Source organism: Paraburkholderia guartelaensis (assembly GCF_004353905.1).
Taxonomy (GTDB): Bacteria; Pseudomonadota; Gammaproteobacteria; order Burkholderiales; family Burkholderiaceae; genus Paraburkholderia; species Paraburkholderia guartelaensis.
The window spans coordinates 1-19,312 of record NZ_SMOD01000026.1 but is presented as its reverse complement, the minus strand read 5'-3'; the positions used below and the strand labels follow the sequence as shown (position 1 = coordinate 19,312).

Below are 19,312 nucleotides of genomic sequence, written 5' to 3'. Positions count from 1 at the left end.
GGAGGGACATGACCGAATCGCACTACGCCGAAGCGGCGGCGCACGCCGCGCCGCCTGGCACCGATGGCGTGCGGCCGTTGCCGAACGGCCACCGCCTCGCCGGGTTCGAGCTCGACTCGGTGCTGGGAAAGGGCGGCTTCGGCATCGTCTATCGGGCGTTCGACCGCACGCTGCAGCGTGCGGTCGCGATCAAGGAATACATGCCCGCGATGCTTGCCTCGCGCGCCGGCGACTTCACGGTCGCGCTGCGCGCGGCGCGTTTTTCGCAGGCATTCGACGCGGGCCGCGCCGCGTTCCTGAACGAGGCGCGGCTGCTCGCGCAGTTCGACCATCCGGGGCTCGTGAAGGTGCTGCACTTCTGGGAGAGCCACGGCACCGCCTATATGGTGATGCCGTTCTACGAGGGCCAGACGCTCGAGCAGCTCCAGAAGCGCGGCAAGCAGATGAGCGAAGCGGCGCTGCGGCGCATGCTCGCTTCGGTGCTGGGCGCGCTGGACGTGCTGCATCGCGCGCAGTGCTTTCACCGCGACATCTCGCTCGACAACATCCTCATGCTGCCCAACGGCAACCCGGTGCTGCTGGACTTCGGCGCGGCGCGCAAGCTGATCGGCGACATGGTCGACGAGACCGCCATGATGCTCAAGCCCGGCTACGCGCCGATCGAGCAATACACCGACGATCCCGCGTTCAGGCAAGGACCCTGGACCGACATCTATGCGCTGGGTGCCCTCGCGTATGCGCTGATGACCGGCGAACTGCCGCCGGCAGCGGTGGTGCGCAGCATTCAGGATCAGTACCGGCCGCTGGCGGGCCGTGAAGCCGCTGGCCATGACGGGGAGCACTACGGCGAGCGCCTGCGCGCCGCAATCGATCACGCGCTTGCGCTGCGCATCGAGGACCGGCCCGATTCGGTCGGCGCATTTGCCCAGGCGCTCGACTTGCACGAGGTTTCGCCAAGCGTGTTCGTGCCCGCGGGCTACGACGCGCCCGCCCGCGCGGCAGGCATTGCCGCTGACGTCGCGGGGGCGAGCGCGCAAGACGACGCCACGCACGAAGCACCCGCGCGGCAAGGAGCAACACCCGCCGTAGAGGCGGCGCCTGCGCCTGTCGATGCCACTGTCACGAACGAAGGTGAGGGAGCGGAAACACCGCCGTCCGTCGAGGCCCCGTCGCATGACGGCGCGGCGCCGCAAGCGCAAAACGCGTCACCGCGAGAGGCCGCTCACGAGCAGGTTGCTCCACAACTGGCCGCAGAAGTCTCCAGGGAGACTGTGGAACGCCACGAAAGTACGGTATCCGAAGCTTCACATTGGAAGTTCAGTTGGCGCATGTTGCGCATCCCTGCGCTGGTCCTGCTGCTCATCCTCGTAGTGGGTGTTCCCGTTCTGCGGTTCGCGATTCATGCACGGCCCGTCCCCCGGCAGGCGGCCGCGAGCCGCAGTGCGCCGCCCGCGCCGGTGAGCCACGCGCCTGCACTCGCGCAGGCGCTTCCCGGCGCCAACGCGCCGGGTCAGTCGACCGCGCAGCCGCAGCAGCAGCCAGGCGCGTCGGGGTTGAGGCCCGCTGCGCCTGCGATGACCACCGACACGACGGTGGTGGAAGTGCACGCCGGCAAGGACAAGCCCGTCAATGCGACCGACGCGGGCGTCGCCCCCGCTGCTGTGCAGCCAGCCCAAACGAACGCAGCGGCCCAGCCGCCCGCTGAAGCGCAAGCCTCGCCTGCGGTGTCCGACGCATCCGCGCCTGTCGTCGCGCAGGCGCCACGTTCTTCGGTGCGTACGCCCGCGCCGCTGCCGCCCGTGCGCGTGCACTTCCAGATCGTTCCGTGGGGCGAGGTCTATGTCGACGGCGTGCGGCGCGGAGTCAGTCCACCGTTTCGCACGGCGAGTCTGGCGCCGGGCACGCATCGCATCGAGATCCGCAACGGCTCGTCGAAACCGTACGTGCGCATGGTGACGCTCGATGCGGGCAGCGCGCCGCTCGAAATCAGCCATACGTTCGAGTAATTTCCGCAAGGAGACCGCACGATGATCGACACCCTGCTCGCACCGATCAGCGCCGACGCGCCGTGCGGACCGGAACTCGAATACGACGCCGACTTTCTCGCGCTTCAGCGCAGCGCGGCCGGCAAGCCGGACGAGCAGTACGGCGAAACCCGCATCGCCGCGCAACCGCCCGCGTGGCGTGACGTGGAGCGCATCGCGCTCGCGCTGCTCGCGCGCACGAAGGATCTGCGCGTCGTCGTGCCGCTCACGTATGCGTGGATCGACAGCCGCGGTCTGGAAGGCTATGCCGACGGGCTGCGTCTCACGACGTCGCTGCTCGACGCGTACTGGGAACCGCTGCACCCCATGCTCGCCGTGGACGGCACGCCCGATCCGCTGCCGCGCTTCAACGTTCTCGCCGAGCTTGCGGGCCCGCAGGGCTGTGCGCGCGCCGCACGCGAGCAGCCGCTGCTCGGCGCACTGAGCGTGAGCGCGGCGCTCGACGTGCTGCAGCAAGGCGACAGCGTCGATGGAGGGCACGCAAACACCTACGCCGGCGGACGCGAGCGACTCGTGCGCGAGTGGCGCGACGCGTTCGAGTCGGCCAGCCCGGCTCTGCACGCGGGGCTCACGATTCGGGAGCATCTCGCGCATTTGCGGCGCAGCGTGAGCGAGCGTCTCGGCGACGCGTGGACGCTCGATGCGAGCGCGCTCGAGCGGCAGCTCGCCACCCTGGCCGCGGCGCTGCCTTCCCGCAGGACAACGGAGGCGGCGCAGGAAGCCGCGCCGGGAGCAGGCGGCCAGGAACCGCAACCCATGTCGCAGCAGCGGGGCGCTGCGCCGCCGCCCGCCGCCAGCACCGCCAATGGCGCCAATGGCGCCAACGGCGCAAACGGCGCCGCATGGCGCGACGCCGAGATATCGAGCCGGTCCGACATCGACGTCGGACTCGAAAAGATGTGTCGCTACTTCGAGCTGCACGAGCCGAGCCATCCTGCGCCGATCTTTTTGCGCCGCGCGCAACGCCTGCTCTCGCTGAACTTCTACGAGATCTTCCGCGACATCGCACCGGAGAGCGTGCGAGAGCTCGACCATCTGAGTGGTCATCGCAACGAATCGCCGCAATGATGCGCGGCGATGCACGACAGCGCGCGACCCCGGATGCGCAAGGGCCGCGCACGGATCAACGCAGGGATCGATACGGTAATCGACCCCGTGAAGCGCACGGGTTGCGCGGGAGCTGACTCACATGTCTCGACACAAGTCATCGGCAGGAGCCCAGAAGTTCATCGGACGCAATCGCGCGCCCCGCGTGCAGATCGAATACGACGTCGAGCTCTATGGCGCCGAGCAGAAAGTGCAGTTGCCGTTCGTGATGGGCGTGCTGGCCGATCTCGCTGGCAATCGCGGTGACGCGCTGCCCGAGCTGGCCGAGCGCCGCTTCGTGGAGATCGACGTCGACAACTTCGACGACCGCATGAAGTCGATTGCGCCGACGCTCGCGTTCGAGGTGCCCAACACGCTCACGGGCGACGGCGTGCTCGGCGTGGAGATCGCGTTCAGCAGTATCGACGACTTCTCGCCCGCCGCGCTCGCGCGCAACGTCGAGCCCCTGCGGCGCCTGCTCGAAGCGCGCACCCAGCTCGCGAACCTGCTCTCGTACATGGACGGCAAGCGCGGCGCGGAAGCGTTGATCGCGCGAGCGCTCGGCGATCCGGCGCTGCTAGCCGAGCTTTCCAGGCCGAGGGCACTCGCCGGGCCGAAAGATGCGGACGACCCGCCGCAACACGGCAATGATCCAACGCACGAACCCAGGCACGACTAAAAGAAGGAGGACGAACATGAGCCGGACCGAGCCGCAAAACGCGCTGCAAAGCCCAGTCTCCACCTTGCCCGCAACCACGCTCGACGGCGACCAGTTCGCCGTGCTGCTGGAGCGCGAAATCAGCCCCAAGACCGAACTTGCGCGCGAGACGGTGCAGCATGCGGTGCAGACGCTCGCGCGCGAGGCGCTCGAGCACAGCGGCAGCGCGACGCTGTCGTCGGACGCTTACGAGGGCGTACGGCAAGTGATCGCCGCAATCGACCAGAAGCTTTCCGCGCAGATCAACGCGATGCTGCATCACCCCGAGTTTCAGCGTCTGGAGGCCTCGTGGCGCGGGCTGCACTATCTCGTGAACAACACGGAAAGCGACGAGATGCTCAAGATCCGCGTCATGCCCGCAAGCAAGAAGGAGCTGGCGCGCATGCTCAAGCGCCACAAGGGTATCGCGTGGGACCAGAGCCCGCTCTTCAAGAAAATCTATGAAGAGGAGTACGGACAATTGGGCGGTGAGCCGTTCGGTTGCCTCGTGGGCGACTATTACTTCGACCACAGTCCGCCCGATGTCGAAATGCTGCAGTCCGTCTCGAAGATCGCGGCGGCGGCGCACGCGCCGTTCATCGGCGGGGTATCGTCCGCGCTCATGCAGATGGACTCGTGGCAGGAACTCTCGAATCCACGCGACCTCACGAAGATCTTCCAGAACACGGAGTACGCCGCCTGGCGCAGCCTGCGCGAATCGGAAGACTCGCGCTATGTCGGGCTCGCGATGCCGCGGTTTCTCGCGCGGCTGCCATACGGCGCGCGCACCGACCCCGTCGACGAATTCGAGTTCGAGGAGGAAACCGACGGCGCGCGGCACGATCACTACACCTGGACCAACGCGGCCTATGCGATGGCGGCCAACATCAACCGCTCGTTCAAGCTCTACGGCTGGTGCTCGGCGATTCGCGGCGTGGAGTCGGGCGGCGCGGTCGAGAATCTGCCATGCCATACGTTCCCGACCGACGACGGCGGCGTCGATCTCAAGTGTCCCACCGAGATCGCGATCAGCGACCGGCGTGAGGCGGAGCTTGCGAAGAACGGACTGATTCCGCTCATTCACCGCAAGAACTCCGACGTGGCGGCTTTCATCGGCGTGCAGTCGCTCTACCAGAGCGCGGAGTACCACGACCCCGATGCGACGGCCAACGCCCGGCTCTCCGGCCGGTTGCCGTACCTGTTCGCGTGCAGCCGCTTCGCGCATTACCTCAAGTGCATCGTGCGGGACAAGGTGGGTTCGTTTCGCGAGCGGCCGGACATGGAGCGGTGGCTCAACGACTGGATCATGAACTACGTGGACGGCGACCCGGCGAACTCGTCGCAGGAGACCAAGGCGCTCAAGCCGCTGGCCGACGCGAGGGTGGAAGTGGAGGCCGTGGAGGACAACCCCGGCTACTACTCGGCCCGCTTCTTCCTGCGGCCGCACTATCAGCTCGAAGGCCTCACGGTGTCGCTGAGGCTGGTGTCGCGACTGCCGGCGGTGCCGGCTGGAAGTTGAAGAGGATGACTGACCAAAAGAACCGGGCAGCGTGATTCGCTGCCCGTCTCGACAGGCAAACAGGAAGGCAGACGGGAGAACCGCAATGGGCGTGGCGATGTTTATGAAGGTGGACGGCGCGACCGGCGAATCCGCCGACAAGCAGCACACCGGCTGGAGCGACATCCAGTCGTTTTCGTGGGGCGCGACCCAGCCGGCGGCGATGGCGACGGGTGGTGGCGGCAACGCGGGCAAGGCGAACTTCGATGACCTGGTCGTGAGGGCATACATGGACAAGGCGACGCCCGCGATCATCAAGCATTGCGCGAGCGGCAAGCATCTCTCGAAGGTGGAGATATCGTCGTGCAAGACGGGGGGCGAGCAGATCGAGTTTTCGCGGGTCACGCTCGAAGAGGTGATCGTCACCGCGGCGCGCGTGGTGGGCGCCGATGCGAGCGACGCCACCGACCGTCTCCTGATGCAATACAGCTTCCAGGCCGCGCGCGTGAAGAAGCAGTACTGGGAGCAGAACGCGAACGGCGGCAAGGGGCCCGAGGTCACGATGGGCTGGGACATCAAGAAGAACAGCGAAATGTGAGACCCGCATGCCGAGTACCTCCCATCTTCTGGACCTTTCGCGGGCGCCAGCCGACAGCGCCGCACGCAGGCGCCCGGCGGCGCCCATGTTGTTCGACCGCCTGAGGGAAGGCGCGCCGCAGCGCGGCGCCGCTCACGCCGACGCGCTGCTCGATGCTGTGTTGCGCGATCTCTCGTGGCTGCTCAACACCGCCTGCGCGCTCGACGAGCGAACCGCGCGGCGCTATGCCGAAGCCGCACGCTCGGTGCTCAACTTCGGCGTACCTGCCCTGGCGGGCACGCCGCTCTCCGGCATCGATACGCAATATCTGGAAGACGCGCTGCGAGAGGCCATCGTGTGCTTCGAACCGCGCCTGCAAGGCGGCAGCGTCGAGGTGCGCTGCGTGAGCGACGCGCCGCGCGCAAGACGGCACAACGTGCTGACCTTCGAGATTGCCGGGCGCCTCGCCTGTTGCGACCCGCCGCCTGCCATGCTGGTGCACACGGAGCTGGACCTGGATTCCGGCGTCGCGCTGCTGCGGCCGCTGGGCGGTGCCCCGCAAGCCGCGACCGACGATGCCCGCCCGCGACGCTAAGGAAACGCTGCCCTATGGATGCACGCTTTCTCGACTACTACAACCGTGAGCTTGCCTGGTTACGCGAATCCGGCGCGGAGTTCGCGCGCCAGTATCCGAAGGTTGCGGGCGGCCTCGGCATGCACGGCATCGACGTGGCGGACCCGTTCGTCGAACGGCTGCTGGAGGGCTTCTGCTTTCTCACCGCGCGCGTGCAGCTGAAGATGGACGCGGAATTTCCGCGCTTCTCCGAGCGGCTGCTCGACGTGGTGTACCCGGATCACCTCGCGCCCACGCCGGCGATGGCGGTCGTCCAGTTCGAGGCCGATTCCGCGCAAGGCTCGCTGAGCCAGGGATTCACCGTGCCGGCGGGGACCAGTCTGATGGCGGCTGCGGCTGGCACGGCGACGGCCTGCGAATTCCGCACCGCGCAGCCGGTCACGATGTGGCCGCTCACGCTGCGCGCGGTCGAACTCGCACCCGCGCCCGCGGGCGTGCCGCCGCTTCCCGGCATGCCGCGTGCGGTAGCGGGTAACGGCGGGGGTGGCGGCGCGAGCCGGGGTGCCGGCCCGCTGCGGGCCTTGCGCATCACGCTGGCTGCGCGAGGCGGGGCGCGGCTGAGCCAGTTGCCGCTCGACCAGTTGACGTTCTTCCTCAGTGGCCCGGATCGTCAGGCGATGCGTTTGCTCGAACTCGTCTGTGCTCGCTCGCTCGGTGTCGCGCTGCGCGAGGGCAACGAGGGCAAGTGGCTCGGCGTACTGGGGCCGCAATGCGTCGTACACGAAGGATTCGATGCGCAGCAGGCGCTCTTTCCGCCCGGCGCGCGCAGCTTCGAAGGCTACAGGATTCTGCGTGAGCATTTCGCGTTCGCCGCACGCAACCTCTTTTTCAGCGTGTGCGGTCTGCGCAGCGCATTGGCCAATGCGGGCAGCGAGAGCGTCGACCTCTTCGTGCTGCTGGACGGCGACGACGCCGATCTCGAACGTAGCATCGACGCGACGCACCTTGCGCTCGATTGCACACCCGCGATCAACCTGTTCCCAAAGCGCACAGAGCGCGTCCCTGTAACGCCCGGCACGAATGAGTACCGGCTGATGGTCGACCGCACGCGCGCGCTGGACTACGAGGTGTTCGCCGTGAAGCGCGTGATCGGCCATCGCGCGGGCGCCGACGGCGACTGCGATTTCCTGCCGCTCTACACATCGGCCGCCAACGACGCGCAGGAAACCGGCGCCTGGTTCAGCCTGCGGCGGGAGGCGCGGCTCGTCGGCACGCAGGCGCGGCGCAGCGGCACACGCTCGAACTATGTGGGCTCCGATGTCTATGTTTCGCTCGTCGACCGCCAGCGCGCACCGTTTGACGAGCGTATCGCACTGCTTTCGGCCGACACCCTTTGCACGAACCGCGACCTGCCGCTGCATCTTGCGTCTGGCAGCGCCGGCGATCTCACGCTGAGAATCTCCGCGCCTGTGAGCCGCGTGTGCATCGTGCGCGGTCCTTCGCCGCCGCGCCCGCCGCTCGCGCACGACGACGCGACGTGGCGGCTCATCGCGCATCTGGGGCTCAACTATCAGCCGCTCGCCGACGTCGAGGACGAGGCCGGCGCCCAGCGGCTGCGCGAGCAACTGGAAATCTACGCCGATCCCGCCGACGCGCCGCTCGCGCAGCGAATTCGCGGCATCCGGGGTCTCGCGTGCCGGCCGGTGTTCAGGCGCCTGCCGGTGGCCGGGCCGCTCGTCTACGGGCGCGGCGTGCGCGTGGAGATGACCGTCGACGACCATGCGTTCGCGGGCGACAGTCCGTATGCGCTCGGCGCGGCGCTCGAGCAGTTCTTCGCGCGGCATGCGTCGATCAACGCCTTCGTCGAATTCGCGCTGTACTCGGCGCAGCGCGGCGAGATCGCCGAATGGCCCACGCGGATCGGCCGCAGGCCTGCGGTATGAATCGATCATCAGGATTACGGGACATGAGCCAGCAAGCGCCGATCTCCGCCGGCCAGGACCGGTACCAGAGGTTTTGGCGGCAGCTACGGGCCGCGCCGCACGAGCATGACCTGTTTCATCTGCTGCGCTGGATCGACGCGCTGGCAGGCGGCGAAGCGCCGCTCGGCGAGGCGCAGCATCCTGCGGGCGAGCCGGTGCGGCTCGGGCAGACGCCGTCGCTGTCGTTTGCGCCTTCGATGGTGGCCGCCGTCGATGGCGAAGAAAACGGACACGCGCCGGACGGACCGCCGCGCGTGCATATATACGGCTTCGGGCTGTTCGGGCCGAACGGTCCGCTGCCGCAGCACGTGACGGAGTATGCGTACGAGCGCGTCCACAGCTTCGGCGACAACTCGATGGGCGCGTTCGCCGACCTGTTCCACCATCGGCTGATCGTGCTGCTCTATCGTGCGTGGGCCGACGCGCAGCCGGTGGTCGGCCTCGACCGGCCCGGCGAGTCGCGCTTCGACCGCTACGTTGCGAGCCTGATCGGCCTCGCCGGCGCGCGCAACGCCGCGCCGCCGTTGCATGCTCGAGACGCGCCGGGGCGCCACGCGAAGTCCTTTCAGGCGGGTCACTGGGTGCGCCAGACGCGCAACCCCGAAGGGCTCGCGCAAATACTGCGCCACGACTTCGGCGTGCAGGTGCGCATCGTCGAACATGCCGTGCGCTGGATCGCGCTGGGCGAGCGTCAGCGCAGCGCGATCGGCGCCGTGCGAGGCCCGCGGCGCGGTGGCGGACAAGTCGCGCGCCAGCGCGCAGCGGGCGCGGCGCTCGGCGAGGGCGCGCTGCTCGGGCGTGCGGTGCGCGACGCGCAGGGCAACTTTCGCATCGTGCTGGGGCCGCTGCCACTCGCGCGCTACCAGGCTTTCCTGCCCGGTGGCGCAGACTCGGCCCGGCTCGTGCATTGGGTGCGCGAGTACATCGGCGCCGAGTTCGGCTGGGACCTGCAACTCGAACTGGCCGCGTCCGAGGTGCCGTGCGCAGCGCCCGGCGGTGCGGGCAGGCTCGGTTTGTCGACCTGGCTCGGGCGGCGCCTGAGCCGTGAACCTGCGCGCGACCTCGTGGTCGATCTGGTTGCGCGTGCACAAGGAGGCTGACGCGTGGCGCGCATCTTCACCCTCGCAAGTCCGTCAGGCGACGATCTCAAGTTCTACCGCCTGAACGGCGAAGAGGCACTCGGGCGTCCGTTCGAGTGGCGCATCGAGGCGCTTGCCGCGAGTCACAACGTGTCGCTGCGCGAACTGCTCGGCAAGGCGGTGACCGTGCGCGTCGAACTGGCCGGGGGCGGGGAGCGCTACCTGAACGGGATCGTTTCGCGCGCCTCGTTAGTCGGGCGCCATGCCGGGCGTTACTACGCGTACGAGCTGATCGTGCGGCCGTGGCTCTGGCTCGCGAGCCGCAGCGCCGACTGCCGCATCTTCCAGGAAATAAGCGTGCCGCAAATCGTGCAGCAGGTGCTCTCGCCCTATGGTTATCCCATAGAGAACCGGCTGACCGAAACCTATGCGCTGCGCGAGTACTGCGTGCAGTACAACGAGACCGATCTCGACTTCGTCTCGCGGCTCATGGAGGCGGAAGGCATCTATTACTTTTTCCGCCATGAGGCCGGGACGCACACACTGGTGCTGTGTGACGCAATGGCTTCGCACAGCGATCTGCCTGGCTACGCGACGATTCCGTATATCGGCCGCGACCGCGCCGCGATTGCCGACGAGGAGCACATCGACAATTGGCAGCCGGTTCAGGAGGTGAGCGCGGGGCGGCGCGAGGCGAGCGACTACGACTATACGAAGCCGCACGCCGACCTGGGCGTGCGGCGCGCCGAGCCGCGCGGCCACGATCACGACGACTATTCGGTCTACGAATGGCCGGGTGGCTATCGCGACGATGCGCACGGCGCCCAGCGCAATCGCGTGCGCCTGGAAGAGCTGCAGGGTCTCTACGACCGCGCACAAGCGCATACCGACGTACGCGCCAGCGCGCCGGGGTACCTTTTCGAGCTGGAACGCTGCCCGCGCGCCGACCAGAATCGCAAATACCTGATCGTGCGTTGCACCTACCGCTTTCAGGAGAACCCATATGCAAGCCACACGGGCAACGAGCCCGTGCTGCACGAGGCCGATCTGCTCGCCCAGCCCGACAACCTGCCGTACCGTACGCCGCGCACGACGCCGGTGCCGCACACCAACGGCCCGCAGACGGCGGTCGTGGTCGGCCCGCCCGGTGAGGAGATCTGGACCGACCGCTATGGCCGGGTGAAGCTGCAGTTCCACTGGGACCGCTACGGCCGGCGCGACCAGGACTCGTCGTGCTGGGTGCGCGTATCGAGCCCCTGGGCGGGCGGCGGTTTCGGCGGCGTGCAGATTCCGCGCGTCGGCGACGAAGTGATCGTCGATTTTCTGAATGGCGATCCCGATTATCCGATCGTGACCGGACGCGTTTACAACGCCGCTAGCATGCCACCCTGGAACCTGCCGGCGAGCGCGACGCAAAGCGGGTTGCTCTCGCGTTCGACGCCAGGTGGCACGGTGGAGCACGCGAACGCGCTGCGCTTCGAGGACCGCAAAGGCTCGGAGCAGTTCTGGATGCATGCCGAGCGCAATTTCGACGCGGAGACGGAGCTCGACCATACGCTTTCCGTGGGACACGACCACACACACACGGTCGGCAACGACGAGACGATGCAGGTGAAGAACAACCGGCAGAGGAGTGTCGGACAGACCGAGACGGTCAACATCGGGCAGCATCGGGTTGCGCAGATCGGCGGGGATGAGACCACGAGCGTAGGCGGAAGCCATAGCGTCACTGTGAAGGGCAACAGCACGCATACGGTCACCGACGGCAATCACAGTTTCACCGTGGCCAATGGCACGCATACCGTGCAAGTCGAGCAGACCAGCACGCATATGGTGGCCGCTGGCTCGCGCATCGTCGATGTGGCCGTAGGCGACTACAGTGTGACCGCGGCGAACGCAGTTCTCGTGTATGGCAAAAAGCTGGGTGTAGGCATCACCGGCGACGGCGGCGTCGGCATCACGGGCAGCAAGCTCGGCGTCGACGTGAACGGGAACGACGGCGGTGTCGGCATTACCGGCGATGGCAAGGGCCGGGGCGTGGCGGTCACCGGTACGGGCAAGGGCGTCGTCATCACCGGCACCCCTTTTACGGAAGTCTATGGCACGACCAACGTGGACATCTCGGCCCCCACCGTCAACGTGGGCGATCAGGACGTCAAGCAGGTCAACATCAACGCGAAGAAGATCGTCATCTCGACGCAAGGCGCGAGCATTGAGCTCGACGCGTCAGGGATCACGATTCAAGGGACCATCGCCCATATCAACTAGTCGCGCAGGAGAACAGAGAGGATCTTATGGACGCTCACGCAGGTCAGACCGATGAAGCGATGGTAACGCAAGCCGCGTCCATCGATCCCGACACCATCGACGACGCTACACGCGCGAAGCTGCGCGCCCTGTTCGACGCGGGCACGGTCCCCGGTCCGGCAGCGCCCGCGCGAGGGCCCGCCATCGAGGGGCTGCTCGCAGGCGAGGTGACCGACACCCATCATCCGGACAGCCCCGGCCGGGTGCGGGTGCGGTGGCACTCCGCCCAGGGCGACGCCGTGGAGTGCTGGCTGCAATGCCTGCGCTGGCAACGGCCGCGCAGGGGCGATCGCGTGCTCCTCGAGCAGCCGTCAAACTGGCCGGAGCCGCTGGTCACGGGGATTCTCGCGCCTGCGGCGGCTGGGGGCGAGGCGCCCGACACGCACGCGAGCCAGACCATGAAGCTCGCGCCCGACGAATGCGTACAGATCGACGATGCACATGGCAAACCGCTGGTGCAGATTCTCGCTTCGAGCGCGGGACCGGTGGTGCGCCTCATGAGCCCGAACGTCAACCTCGAGGCCGCGGGCAAGCTCAGCCTGCGCGCGCAAGCGCTTGAGCTGGAGGCGGGCCGCGGCGGCGTCGATATCCGCACCGAGGCCGATACCGTGGTGCGCAGTCGCTACATTCGGCTGAACTGAGGCACGAGGGCATCGGGAGATGCAGCGTGAATTTGCCGCCACGGATGCTGCGCTGGGCGCGTTCATCGAGCAGCCCGACTATCCGACGCTCGTGCTCGGCGCGACCGATCTCGACGTCGTGTTCGCGTTCAGGATGCTGCAGGAACGTGACCGGCGCGACAGGCAGCGCGTCTACCTGCTGTTTCCGTTCGAATGCGCCGCCTCGGGCGGCTTTGTTCAGCAGTGCATGGCATCGCTCGCCGCGCAGATTGACGCAGAGAACCAGGTGCGCGCGCAAGAGGGCGTGATGCCGTGGGCCGAGCTCCCGCTGCTTTGCACCGATCCGGCGCAGCACCCGGCCCAGCGGCTAAGAGCGGCGATCGGGCATGTGCGCACACTGGTTGCGGAAGGTGTCGATATCGTCTGGGGGCTCATGCCATCGACCCTCGAGGACGCCGCCGGCTATCGCGAAACGGTGTTGCCGCTGCTCGCGCTCGATGGCTTCGAGGCGTGGATGGACGGCCACCGCTTCTGCGTTCGCGACGATTGTTCGCGACGCTTCCTGTTGCCGCAGGCGTTGCGTGCGAAAGCGCAACACGTGCTCACGCTTGACCTCGACTTTTCGCCCGAAAAAACCGCAGACGCCATGGTGGGCGCGATGAACGACGCGGCCCGCCCGCTGGCCGAGCGCATGCAGGCGGCGATGCAACTGGCCGCGCTCGATCTCACGCACGGTCGGCTCGCCCAGGCGCTGGAGAAGTATCGCCTGCTGTATGGCTGGCATCGCGAACAGTGCAACCCGCTTGGGCAGGCGCTGGCGCTGGGCGGCATCGGCGATGTCGCCACGCGCAGCGGCCAGCACGCCGATGCAAGCCGCTGGTATGCGCATGCACTCGATGCCGCGGCGGACAGCGGCAACCTGGGCGTGACGCTCAATATTCTCATGGCGTCTGGAGAAGCTTGCCTGCGCCTGAAACAGCCCGCGCGCGCGGTCGAATTTTTCGAGCTCGCGAGCCGCGGTGCGGACAAGCTGATGTTCCCGCACGCGAGCGTCGCCGCACTGGAGAAGCTCGGCGTGGCCCTGCTGGGTGCGCATAAGACTGCCGAGGCAGCACGCGCGTGGACCGAGGCGAAAACGCTATGCGAGCGCTTCGGTTGCGAGCATCAGCGCCGCTCGCTGCTCGAACGGCTGGCCGCCCTGTATGCGCAAGCCGGCTTGATGAAGCAGGCGAAAGCCTACGAGATGGAGAAGGATCGGATTCCTGCATATCGTGAGGGAGCGCAACGCTAGATGAGCACCCCGCCAGGAAATCCGGCCAGCCCGGCTAACGAGCCGCCCCCGCCGCCTGCGCCGTTGATCTCGCCGACCGGCAACACGTCGGTCGACGCGCTTGCCAGTGCGGTCAACGCCGGCGCACAGCCGTTTCAGCAACTCGGTAACCCGAAGGCCAATACGCTTGACCGCGTCACTAACGTCGTGAGCGGCGCGGTGGGCAGTCTCGGCGCACTCGATCAGCTGCTCAATACGGGCATGGCGATGATTCCCGGCGCGAATCTCGTGCCCGGCATGCCGGCGGCGTTCATCGGCGTGCCGCATCTCGGGGTGCCGCATGCACACGCGCACCCGCCGAGCGACGGCGTGCCGATGCCGAGCTGCGGCGTGACGATCGGAAGCGGCTGCCTGAGCGTGCTGTATGGGGGCATGCCCGCTGCACGGGTGCTCGACATCGGCCTCGCGCCCACCTGTGGCGGCTTGGCGCCCATCTTCGAGATCTGCACCGGATCGAGCAATACCTTCATCGGTGGCGCGCGCGCGGCGCGCATGGCGCTGGACCTGACGCGTCACTGCAATCCGCTCGGCATGAGCGGTGCCGGGCATGCCGAACAGGACGCTGAGAAGGCGAGCGCACTAAAGCGTGCGATGCACATTGCCGGAATGGCGGCGCCGGTGGCTTCCGGCGGGCTGACGGCCGCCGACCAGGCCGTGGATGGGGCCGGGGCGGCCGCCGTCGAGATGACGGCGGCGCAGACTGCGGCAGACGCGATCGCGATGGCGATGAGCAATCTGATGGGCAAGGATCCGGGCGTTGAGCCAGGAGTGGGAACGTTGATCGATGGCGACGCGAGCGTCCTGATCGGCGGATTCCCGATGCCCGATGCGCTTGCCATGTTGATGCTGGGTTGGGGGCTACGCAAGAAGGCGCACGCCCCCGAAGGTGCCGGGGAACCCAAGCGTACGGAGCAAGGGGAATGCAAGGGAGGACACCCCGTCGACGTGGTGAGAGGCACGGCGGAGAATCAGTTTACCGACTATGCGACCCTCGACGCGCCCGAATTCAAATGGGAACGCTACTACCGTAGCGACTGGAGCGAGCGTGACGGCGCGCTGGGCTTCGGCTTTCGTCACAGCTTCCAGCATGAACTGCGACTGTTGCGCACGCGTGCGATTTACGTAGATGGGCATGGTCGTGCCTATGCGTTCGGGCGCAGCGCCTCGGGGCGTTACGAGGATGTATTCGCAGGCTACGAACTTGAGCAGCAGGGCGAGAATCGTTTCGTATTGCTTCAGGCCACGCGTGGCGAATTCACATTCGAGCGTGCGAGTGCGGCGCAAGCATCGGCGCGGCTCGTACGCCATGTGCACGAGGGTGTCGAGAGCGCGTTGCGCTACGCAGGCGACGGCACGTTGCGGCACATCGAGCAAACGGCCCAGCGTGAGCAGCGCCACCGGATGATCGACCTGCTTTACGATGCACGCGGCCATGTCGTGGAAATGCGTGTGACCGACCCTCGAGGCGCGGTTCTGTGCGCCGCCCGCTATCGCTACGACGCCACTGGGTGCCTCGTGGCGTCCACCGATGCCCTCGGCGCCTCGATGACCTACGGCTACGACGCGTGGCGACGCATGATCCGCGAAACGGATGCCAATGGCTATGCGTTTTCCTACCGTTACGACAGCGACGGCCGTTGCGTGGAAAGCGCGGGGCAGGACGGCCTGTGGCGGGTGCTGCTCGATTATCAGCCTGGCCGCACGGTGGTTACGCAGGCCGACGGCGGCAGATGGACCTACCTGTACGACGCGGCGCGCACGGTCACACGTATCGTCGATCCCTATGGCGGCGCGACCGAGCGCGTGATTGGCGACGACGGACGAATTGTCGAGGAAGTTGATTCGGGTGGGCGCGTCATGCGCTGGCTCTATGATGAACGAGGTGAAAATACCGGCCGCCAGGATCGCTGGGGAAATCGCTGGCCCACGCGTGACGAGGCCCCAGTGTTGCCCAATCCCCTTGCGCATGTTGTCCCTGCGAGGCCGCTGGAACTGCTCTGGGGGGATGCCAGACCCGAGGACTTTACGGACAGGTTGCTGCTGCCACCGGAAATCGAAGCAGTCGCGGCGGCCGCTTTCGCACCGAGCGCCGCAGTGCCGAAGCCTGCCGAGCAGCGTGATGGAGCGGGACGCGTGATCAGACGCACGGACGAATCTGGGCACGCTGAATGCCTGCACCGTGACGCGGCCGGCAATGTGGTGCAGCTGCGCGACAAAGATGGACGCTACTATGGCTACGCTATCGCATCGTGGAACCTGCGTGAAAGCGAAACCGATCCGCTGGGCAACACCGTCCGATACCGGTATTCATCCAAGCAAAACATCACGGCCGTCGTCGATGCGAACGGCAACGAGAGCCGGTACACGTATGACTACAAGAGCCGGCTTACCCGTGTGGCACGACACGACACGATACGCGAATCATACGTATACGACACGGGTGACCGGCTGATCGAAAAACGCGATGGTGCTGGCAACACATTGCTGCGTTTCGAGGTAGGCGAGAACGGCCTGCATAGCAAGCGCATCCTCGCGAGCGGCGAAACCCATACCTACGAGTACGACCGTCGCGGCAACTTTACCAGAGCGTCGACGGATAAATTCGAAGTCACACTGACATACGACGCATTCGGTCGGCGCACAGGCGACAAACGCGATGGGCGCGGTGTCGAGCACAGTTTCGTCGGTCAACGTCTTGAGAGCACGACCTGGTTCGGGCGCTTCGTCGTCCGCTACGAAACGGGCCCAAGTGGCGACGTGATGATTCATACGCCGGGAGGGGATGTCCACCGGCTTCAACGCGCCGCGGACGGCACGGTACTGCTGCGGCTCAGTAACAGCACCAACGTGTTGTACAAGTTCGATGAAAACGGCCGATGCGCGGGGCGGCTGACCTGGCCCGACGGGCACACGTCGGCCAACCGTTGCGTCCAATACCGGTACAGCGCTGTGGGCGAGTTGCGGCAGGTGATCGACAGCAAGGGCGGCACCACCGAATACCAATACGACGACGCGCACCGGCTGGTCGGCGAGAGCCGTGAGGGATGGGCCTTTCGACGCTTTGAGTACGACCGAGGCGGAAACCTGCTGTCGACGCCGACATGCCAGTGGATGCGCTATACCGAGGGCAACCGGCTTTCGGGCGCCGCGTGTGGTGCGTTTTGCTACAACAGTCGCAATCACCTGGCCGAGCAGATCGGCGAGAACAACCGTCGCACAACCTGGCACTACAACAGCATGGATCTGCTGGTGCGGGTCCAATGGAGCGATCGTCAGGAGAATTGGAGCGCGGAATACGACGGCCTGTGCCGGCGTATCGCGAAAGCGATGGGGCAAGCGCGCACGCAGTACTTCTGGGATGGGGATCGGCTTGCCGCCGAAGTGGCTCCGAATGGACAGCTAAGGATCTACGCCTACGTGAACGAGACATCATACCTGCCGTTCATGTTTATCGACTACGACGGTTGTGATGCCGCTCCGGAGTCTGGTCGGACCTACTACGTCTTCTGCAATCAAGTCGGGCTGCCCGAGTGGATTGAAGATATTTCGAGAGGGTGCGTATGGGGTGTGAACGAGATCGATCCTTATGGGGCGATATGCGTCGCACCAGACAACGAACTTGAATACAACCTTCGCTGGCCGGGTCACTGGTTCGATCCGGAAACAGATCTTCACTACAACCGGTTCAGGTCGTACAGCCCGGTGCTGGGAAGATACTTGCAGTCAGACCCGGCAGGGCAAGCCGGCGGGATTAACCTCTATGCGCATACCGCTAACCCACTGGTTTTCATTGACGTTTTGGGCCGTGAATGCCCACATGGTAACGAAAGTTCGAGCGAGTGTTCGCAGTGCGCGGACAGGGAGGAGGCGGAGCGAATTAACGCGAAGATTCTGCAATTAATATCGAAAAAGATGAGTATCGAGGACGCCGTTACTGGCCATCCAGGTGAACTGATCCCACTGCCTCACTTCGAGATAGACAAGGAATATAGTCACTACGCGAAGGAATATAAGCAGCTTCTTGCGGATATCGACGCGTTGGCAGAGGCCAGAGAAGATGCCTTGCTCAGAGAGCAGTTCCCGTCCATGGACGCTGTCACGCTCCCACCGTTCGATGGAAAGACCACTATTGGCTATATGTTTTACACGGACGCAAATGGGCAGTACCACGTTAGAAAGCTGTACTCGGGAGGCAAGGTGCTATCGAACTACGACTCGTCGGGTCACGTTGAAGGCATGGCGGCATTGATCATGCGAAAAGGGAGGATCACCGAGGCTGTGGTGATGCACAATCACCCGAGCGGAACATGCCATTATTGCAATGGGCAAGTGGAGACTCTGCTTCCGAAGAATGCGAAACTGAAGGTCATTCCTCCAGCGAACGCGAAAGCGCCGACGAAGTACTGGTACGATCAGCCTGTGGATTACTTGGGAAATTCAAACGATCCTAAGCCACCGTCGTAAAAGTAGGGGGTACACGCAGGTGATTGAAGCTCTGAAAATGCAATATTTTGGTGGTGCGTGCGAAATGCACGCGCGTCAGGAGTTGGAGGCCGCGCTTGCGCAGTGGAGCGGCGTGGCGAACGACTACTGGCTGTCCCACGGCAACGCCAAATTTCCAGCCTTGGCGGTCATGGCCAATGGGCCGTTGGCCACTGCGCATTACTTTCCCGACGCACGTCATCCTGGGTTCATTTCCATAGGCAATGTAAATGGATTGGATCCCGAAGGTACCAGCACGTTTTTCCTGACTGACACGGAAACGACGGACGTAGCCAACTATCGAGTCATACCCATTGAGGTTGCATGGGAGGCTGCGCGAGAATTCGCCGAATGCTCGCGTCGACCGAACTGCATCGAGTGGATCGAGCTTTAGAGTCGCTAACACGACCGCGACATGAGGCCATGACGGCAATATCCTGGCAGCATGTCCAGGTTGTGTTAGCGACTCTTAGTCGGCTTCTCGATAGAAACCTTGCGGTCAATTCCTCCGCCGGCGGGACGCAAACCACGTTAAGGACAAAAGAGACGAATCGTGGTGGGTGTGCCATCCGAACGTGCATCGGGACGCCTTCCATCCGGCCGAGATCGACCGAGATGGAATGGATACCGCCCTCCCTTTGGGGGCGTAGGGTCTGGCAGGAGAGTGGAGGCCCTCCAAAACGGAACGGCATCAATATGTCAGAGTGGAGTTTCGACACGCCCACTTGAGGAACGGAGAGAGGTGGCCGCGCAAAATCGGACAGCGGGATAAGTGGAACGACCGGGGCCTGAGCCAGCGATAATGCAGGCAAAGGAACCGAGAAAATGACGAAACGAACCCGACGCACGCACTCAGCGGCGTTCAAAGCGAAAGTGGCCCTGGCGGCAGTCAAGGGCGAGCGCACGCTCGCCGAACTGGCGCAGCAGTTCGATGTGCATCCGAACCAGATCACGGAATGGAAGCGGCAGTTGCAGGAGCGCGCGGCCGACGTGTTCGGTGCGGCCGGCCCGGTGTCGAGCGAGCCACCGGTAGAC

At 65.7% G+C, this 19,312-nt stretch carries 14 protein-coding genes; all 14 read left to right on the top strand.

Features of this window, described 5'->3' with window-relative positions:
• Positions 1-8: 8 nt before the first annotated feature.
• Positions 9-2,006 carry a serine/threonine-protein kinase gene (locus tag E1N52_RS28420; protein ID WP_133186168.1) on the top strand — a complete coding sequence of 666 codons (1,998 nt, stop codon included), beginning with the start codon at positions 9-11 and terminating at the stop codon, positions 2,004-2,006.
• Between the two features lie 21 nt (positions 2,007-2,027).
• Complete coding sequence (gene tssA / locus E1N52_RS28415; protein WP_133186166.1) at positions 2,028-3,113, top strand: type VI secretion system protein TssA; 1,086 nt, start codon at positions 2,028-2,030, stop codon at positions 3,111-3,113.
• 121 nt (positions 3,114-3,234) lie between these two features.
• Positions 3,235-3,810, top strand: a complete 576-nt coding sequence (tssB, locus tag E1N52_RS28410) for a type VI secretion system contractile sheath small subunit (RefSeq protein ID WP_133186164.1) — start codon at positions 3,235-3,237, stop codon at positions 3,808-3,810.
• A gap of 16 nt (positions 3,811-3,826) precedes the next feature.
• The gene (gene tssC, locus E1N52_RS28405; protein ID WP_133186162.1) at positions 3,827-5,347 is read left to right on the top strand and encodes a type VI secretion system contractile sheath large subunit; all 1,521 of its coding nucleotides are present in this window, start codon (positions 3,827-3,829) and stop codon (positions 5,345-5,347) included.
• Positions 5,348-5,432: 85 nt separating this feature from the next.
• Complete coding sequence (locus E1N52_RS28400; RefSeq protein WP_133186160.1) at positions 5,433-5,924, top strand: Hcp family type VI secretion system effector; 492 nt, start codon at positions 5,433-5,435, stop codon at positions 5,922-5,924.
• A gap of 85 nt (positions 5,925-6,009) precedes the next feature.
• Positions 6,010-6,498 (top strand): type VI secretion system baseplate subunit TssE, encoded by a 489-nt coding sequence (tssE, locus tag E1N52_RS28395; RefSeq protein ID WP_246089247.1) that lies wholly within the window; start codon positions 6,010-6,012, stop codon positions 6,496-6,498.
• 14 nt (positions 6,499-6,512) lie between these two features.
• On the top strand, positions 6,513-8,420 hold the full coding sequence (gene tssF, locus E1N52_RS28390) for a type VI secretion system baseplate subunit TssF (RefSeq protein WP_133186156.1): 1,908 nt from the start codon (positions 6,513-6,515) through the stop codon (positions 8,418-8,420).
• A gap of 23 nt (positions 8,421-8,443) precedes the next feature.
• Positions 8,444-9,559, top strand: coding sequence for a type VI secretion system baseplate subunit TssG (gene tssG / locus E1N52_RS28385; RefSeq protein WP_246089246.1), 1,116 nt, complete (start codon positions 8,444-8,446; stop codon positions 9,557-9,559).
• Positions 9,560-9,562: 3 nt separating this feature from the next.
• Positions 9,563-11,806, top strand: coding sequence for a type VI secretion system Vgr family protein (locus tag E1N52_RS28380; RefSeq protein ID WP_133186152.1), 2,244 nt, complete (start codon positions 9,563-9,565; stop codon positions 11,804-11,806).
• A gap of 26 nt (positions 11,807-11,832) precedes the next feature.
• Positions 11,833-12,486 (top strand): hypothetical protein, encoded by a 654-nt coding sequence (locus tag E1N52_RS28375; RefSeq protein WP_133186150.1) that lies wholly within the window; start codon positions 11,833-11,835, stop codon positions 12,484-12,486.
• A gap of 19 nt (positions 12,487-12,505) precedes the next feature.
• Positions 12,506-13,756, top strand: a complete 1,251-nt coding sequence (locus E1N52_RS28370; RefSeq protein WP_133186149.1) for a tetratricopeptide repeat protein — start codon at positions 12,506-12,508, stop codon at positions 13,754-13,756.
• Positions 13,757-18,259: an RHS repeat-associated core domain-containing protein gene (locus tag E1N52_RS28365; protein WP_133186147.1), complete on the top strand. Its 4,503-nt coding sequence runs from the start codon at positions 13,757-13,759 to the stop codon at positions 18,257-18,259.
• A 19-nt stretch (positions 18,260-18,278) separates the two neighbouring features.
• Complete coding sequence (locus E1N52_RS28360) at positions 18,279-18,671, top strand: Imm1 family immunity protein (RefSeq protein ID WP_133186145.1); 393 nt, start codon at positions 18,279-18,281, stop codon at positions 18,669-18,671.
• Between the two features lie 431 nt (positions 18,672-19,102).
• Positions 19,103-19,312: transposase (locus tag E1N52_RS28355; protein WP_133185892.1), on the top strand; the 210-nt coding region annotated here is incomplete at its 3' end.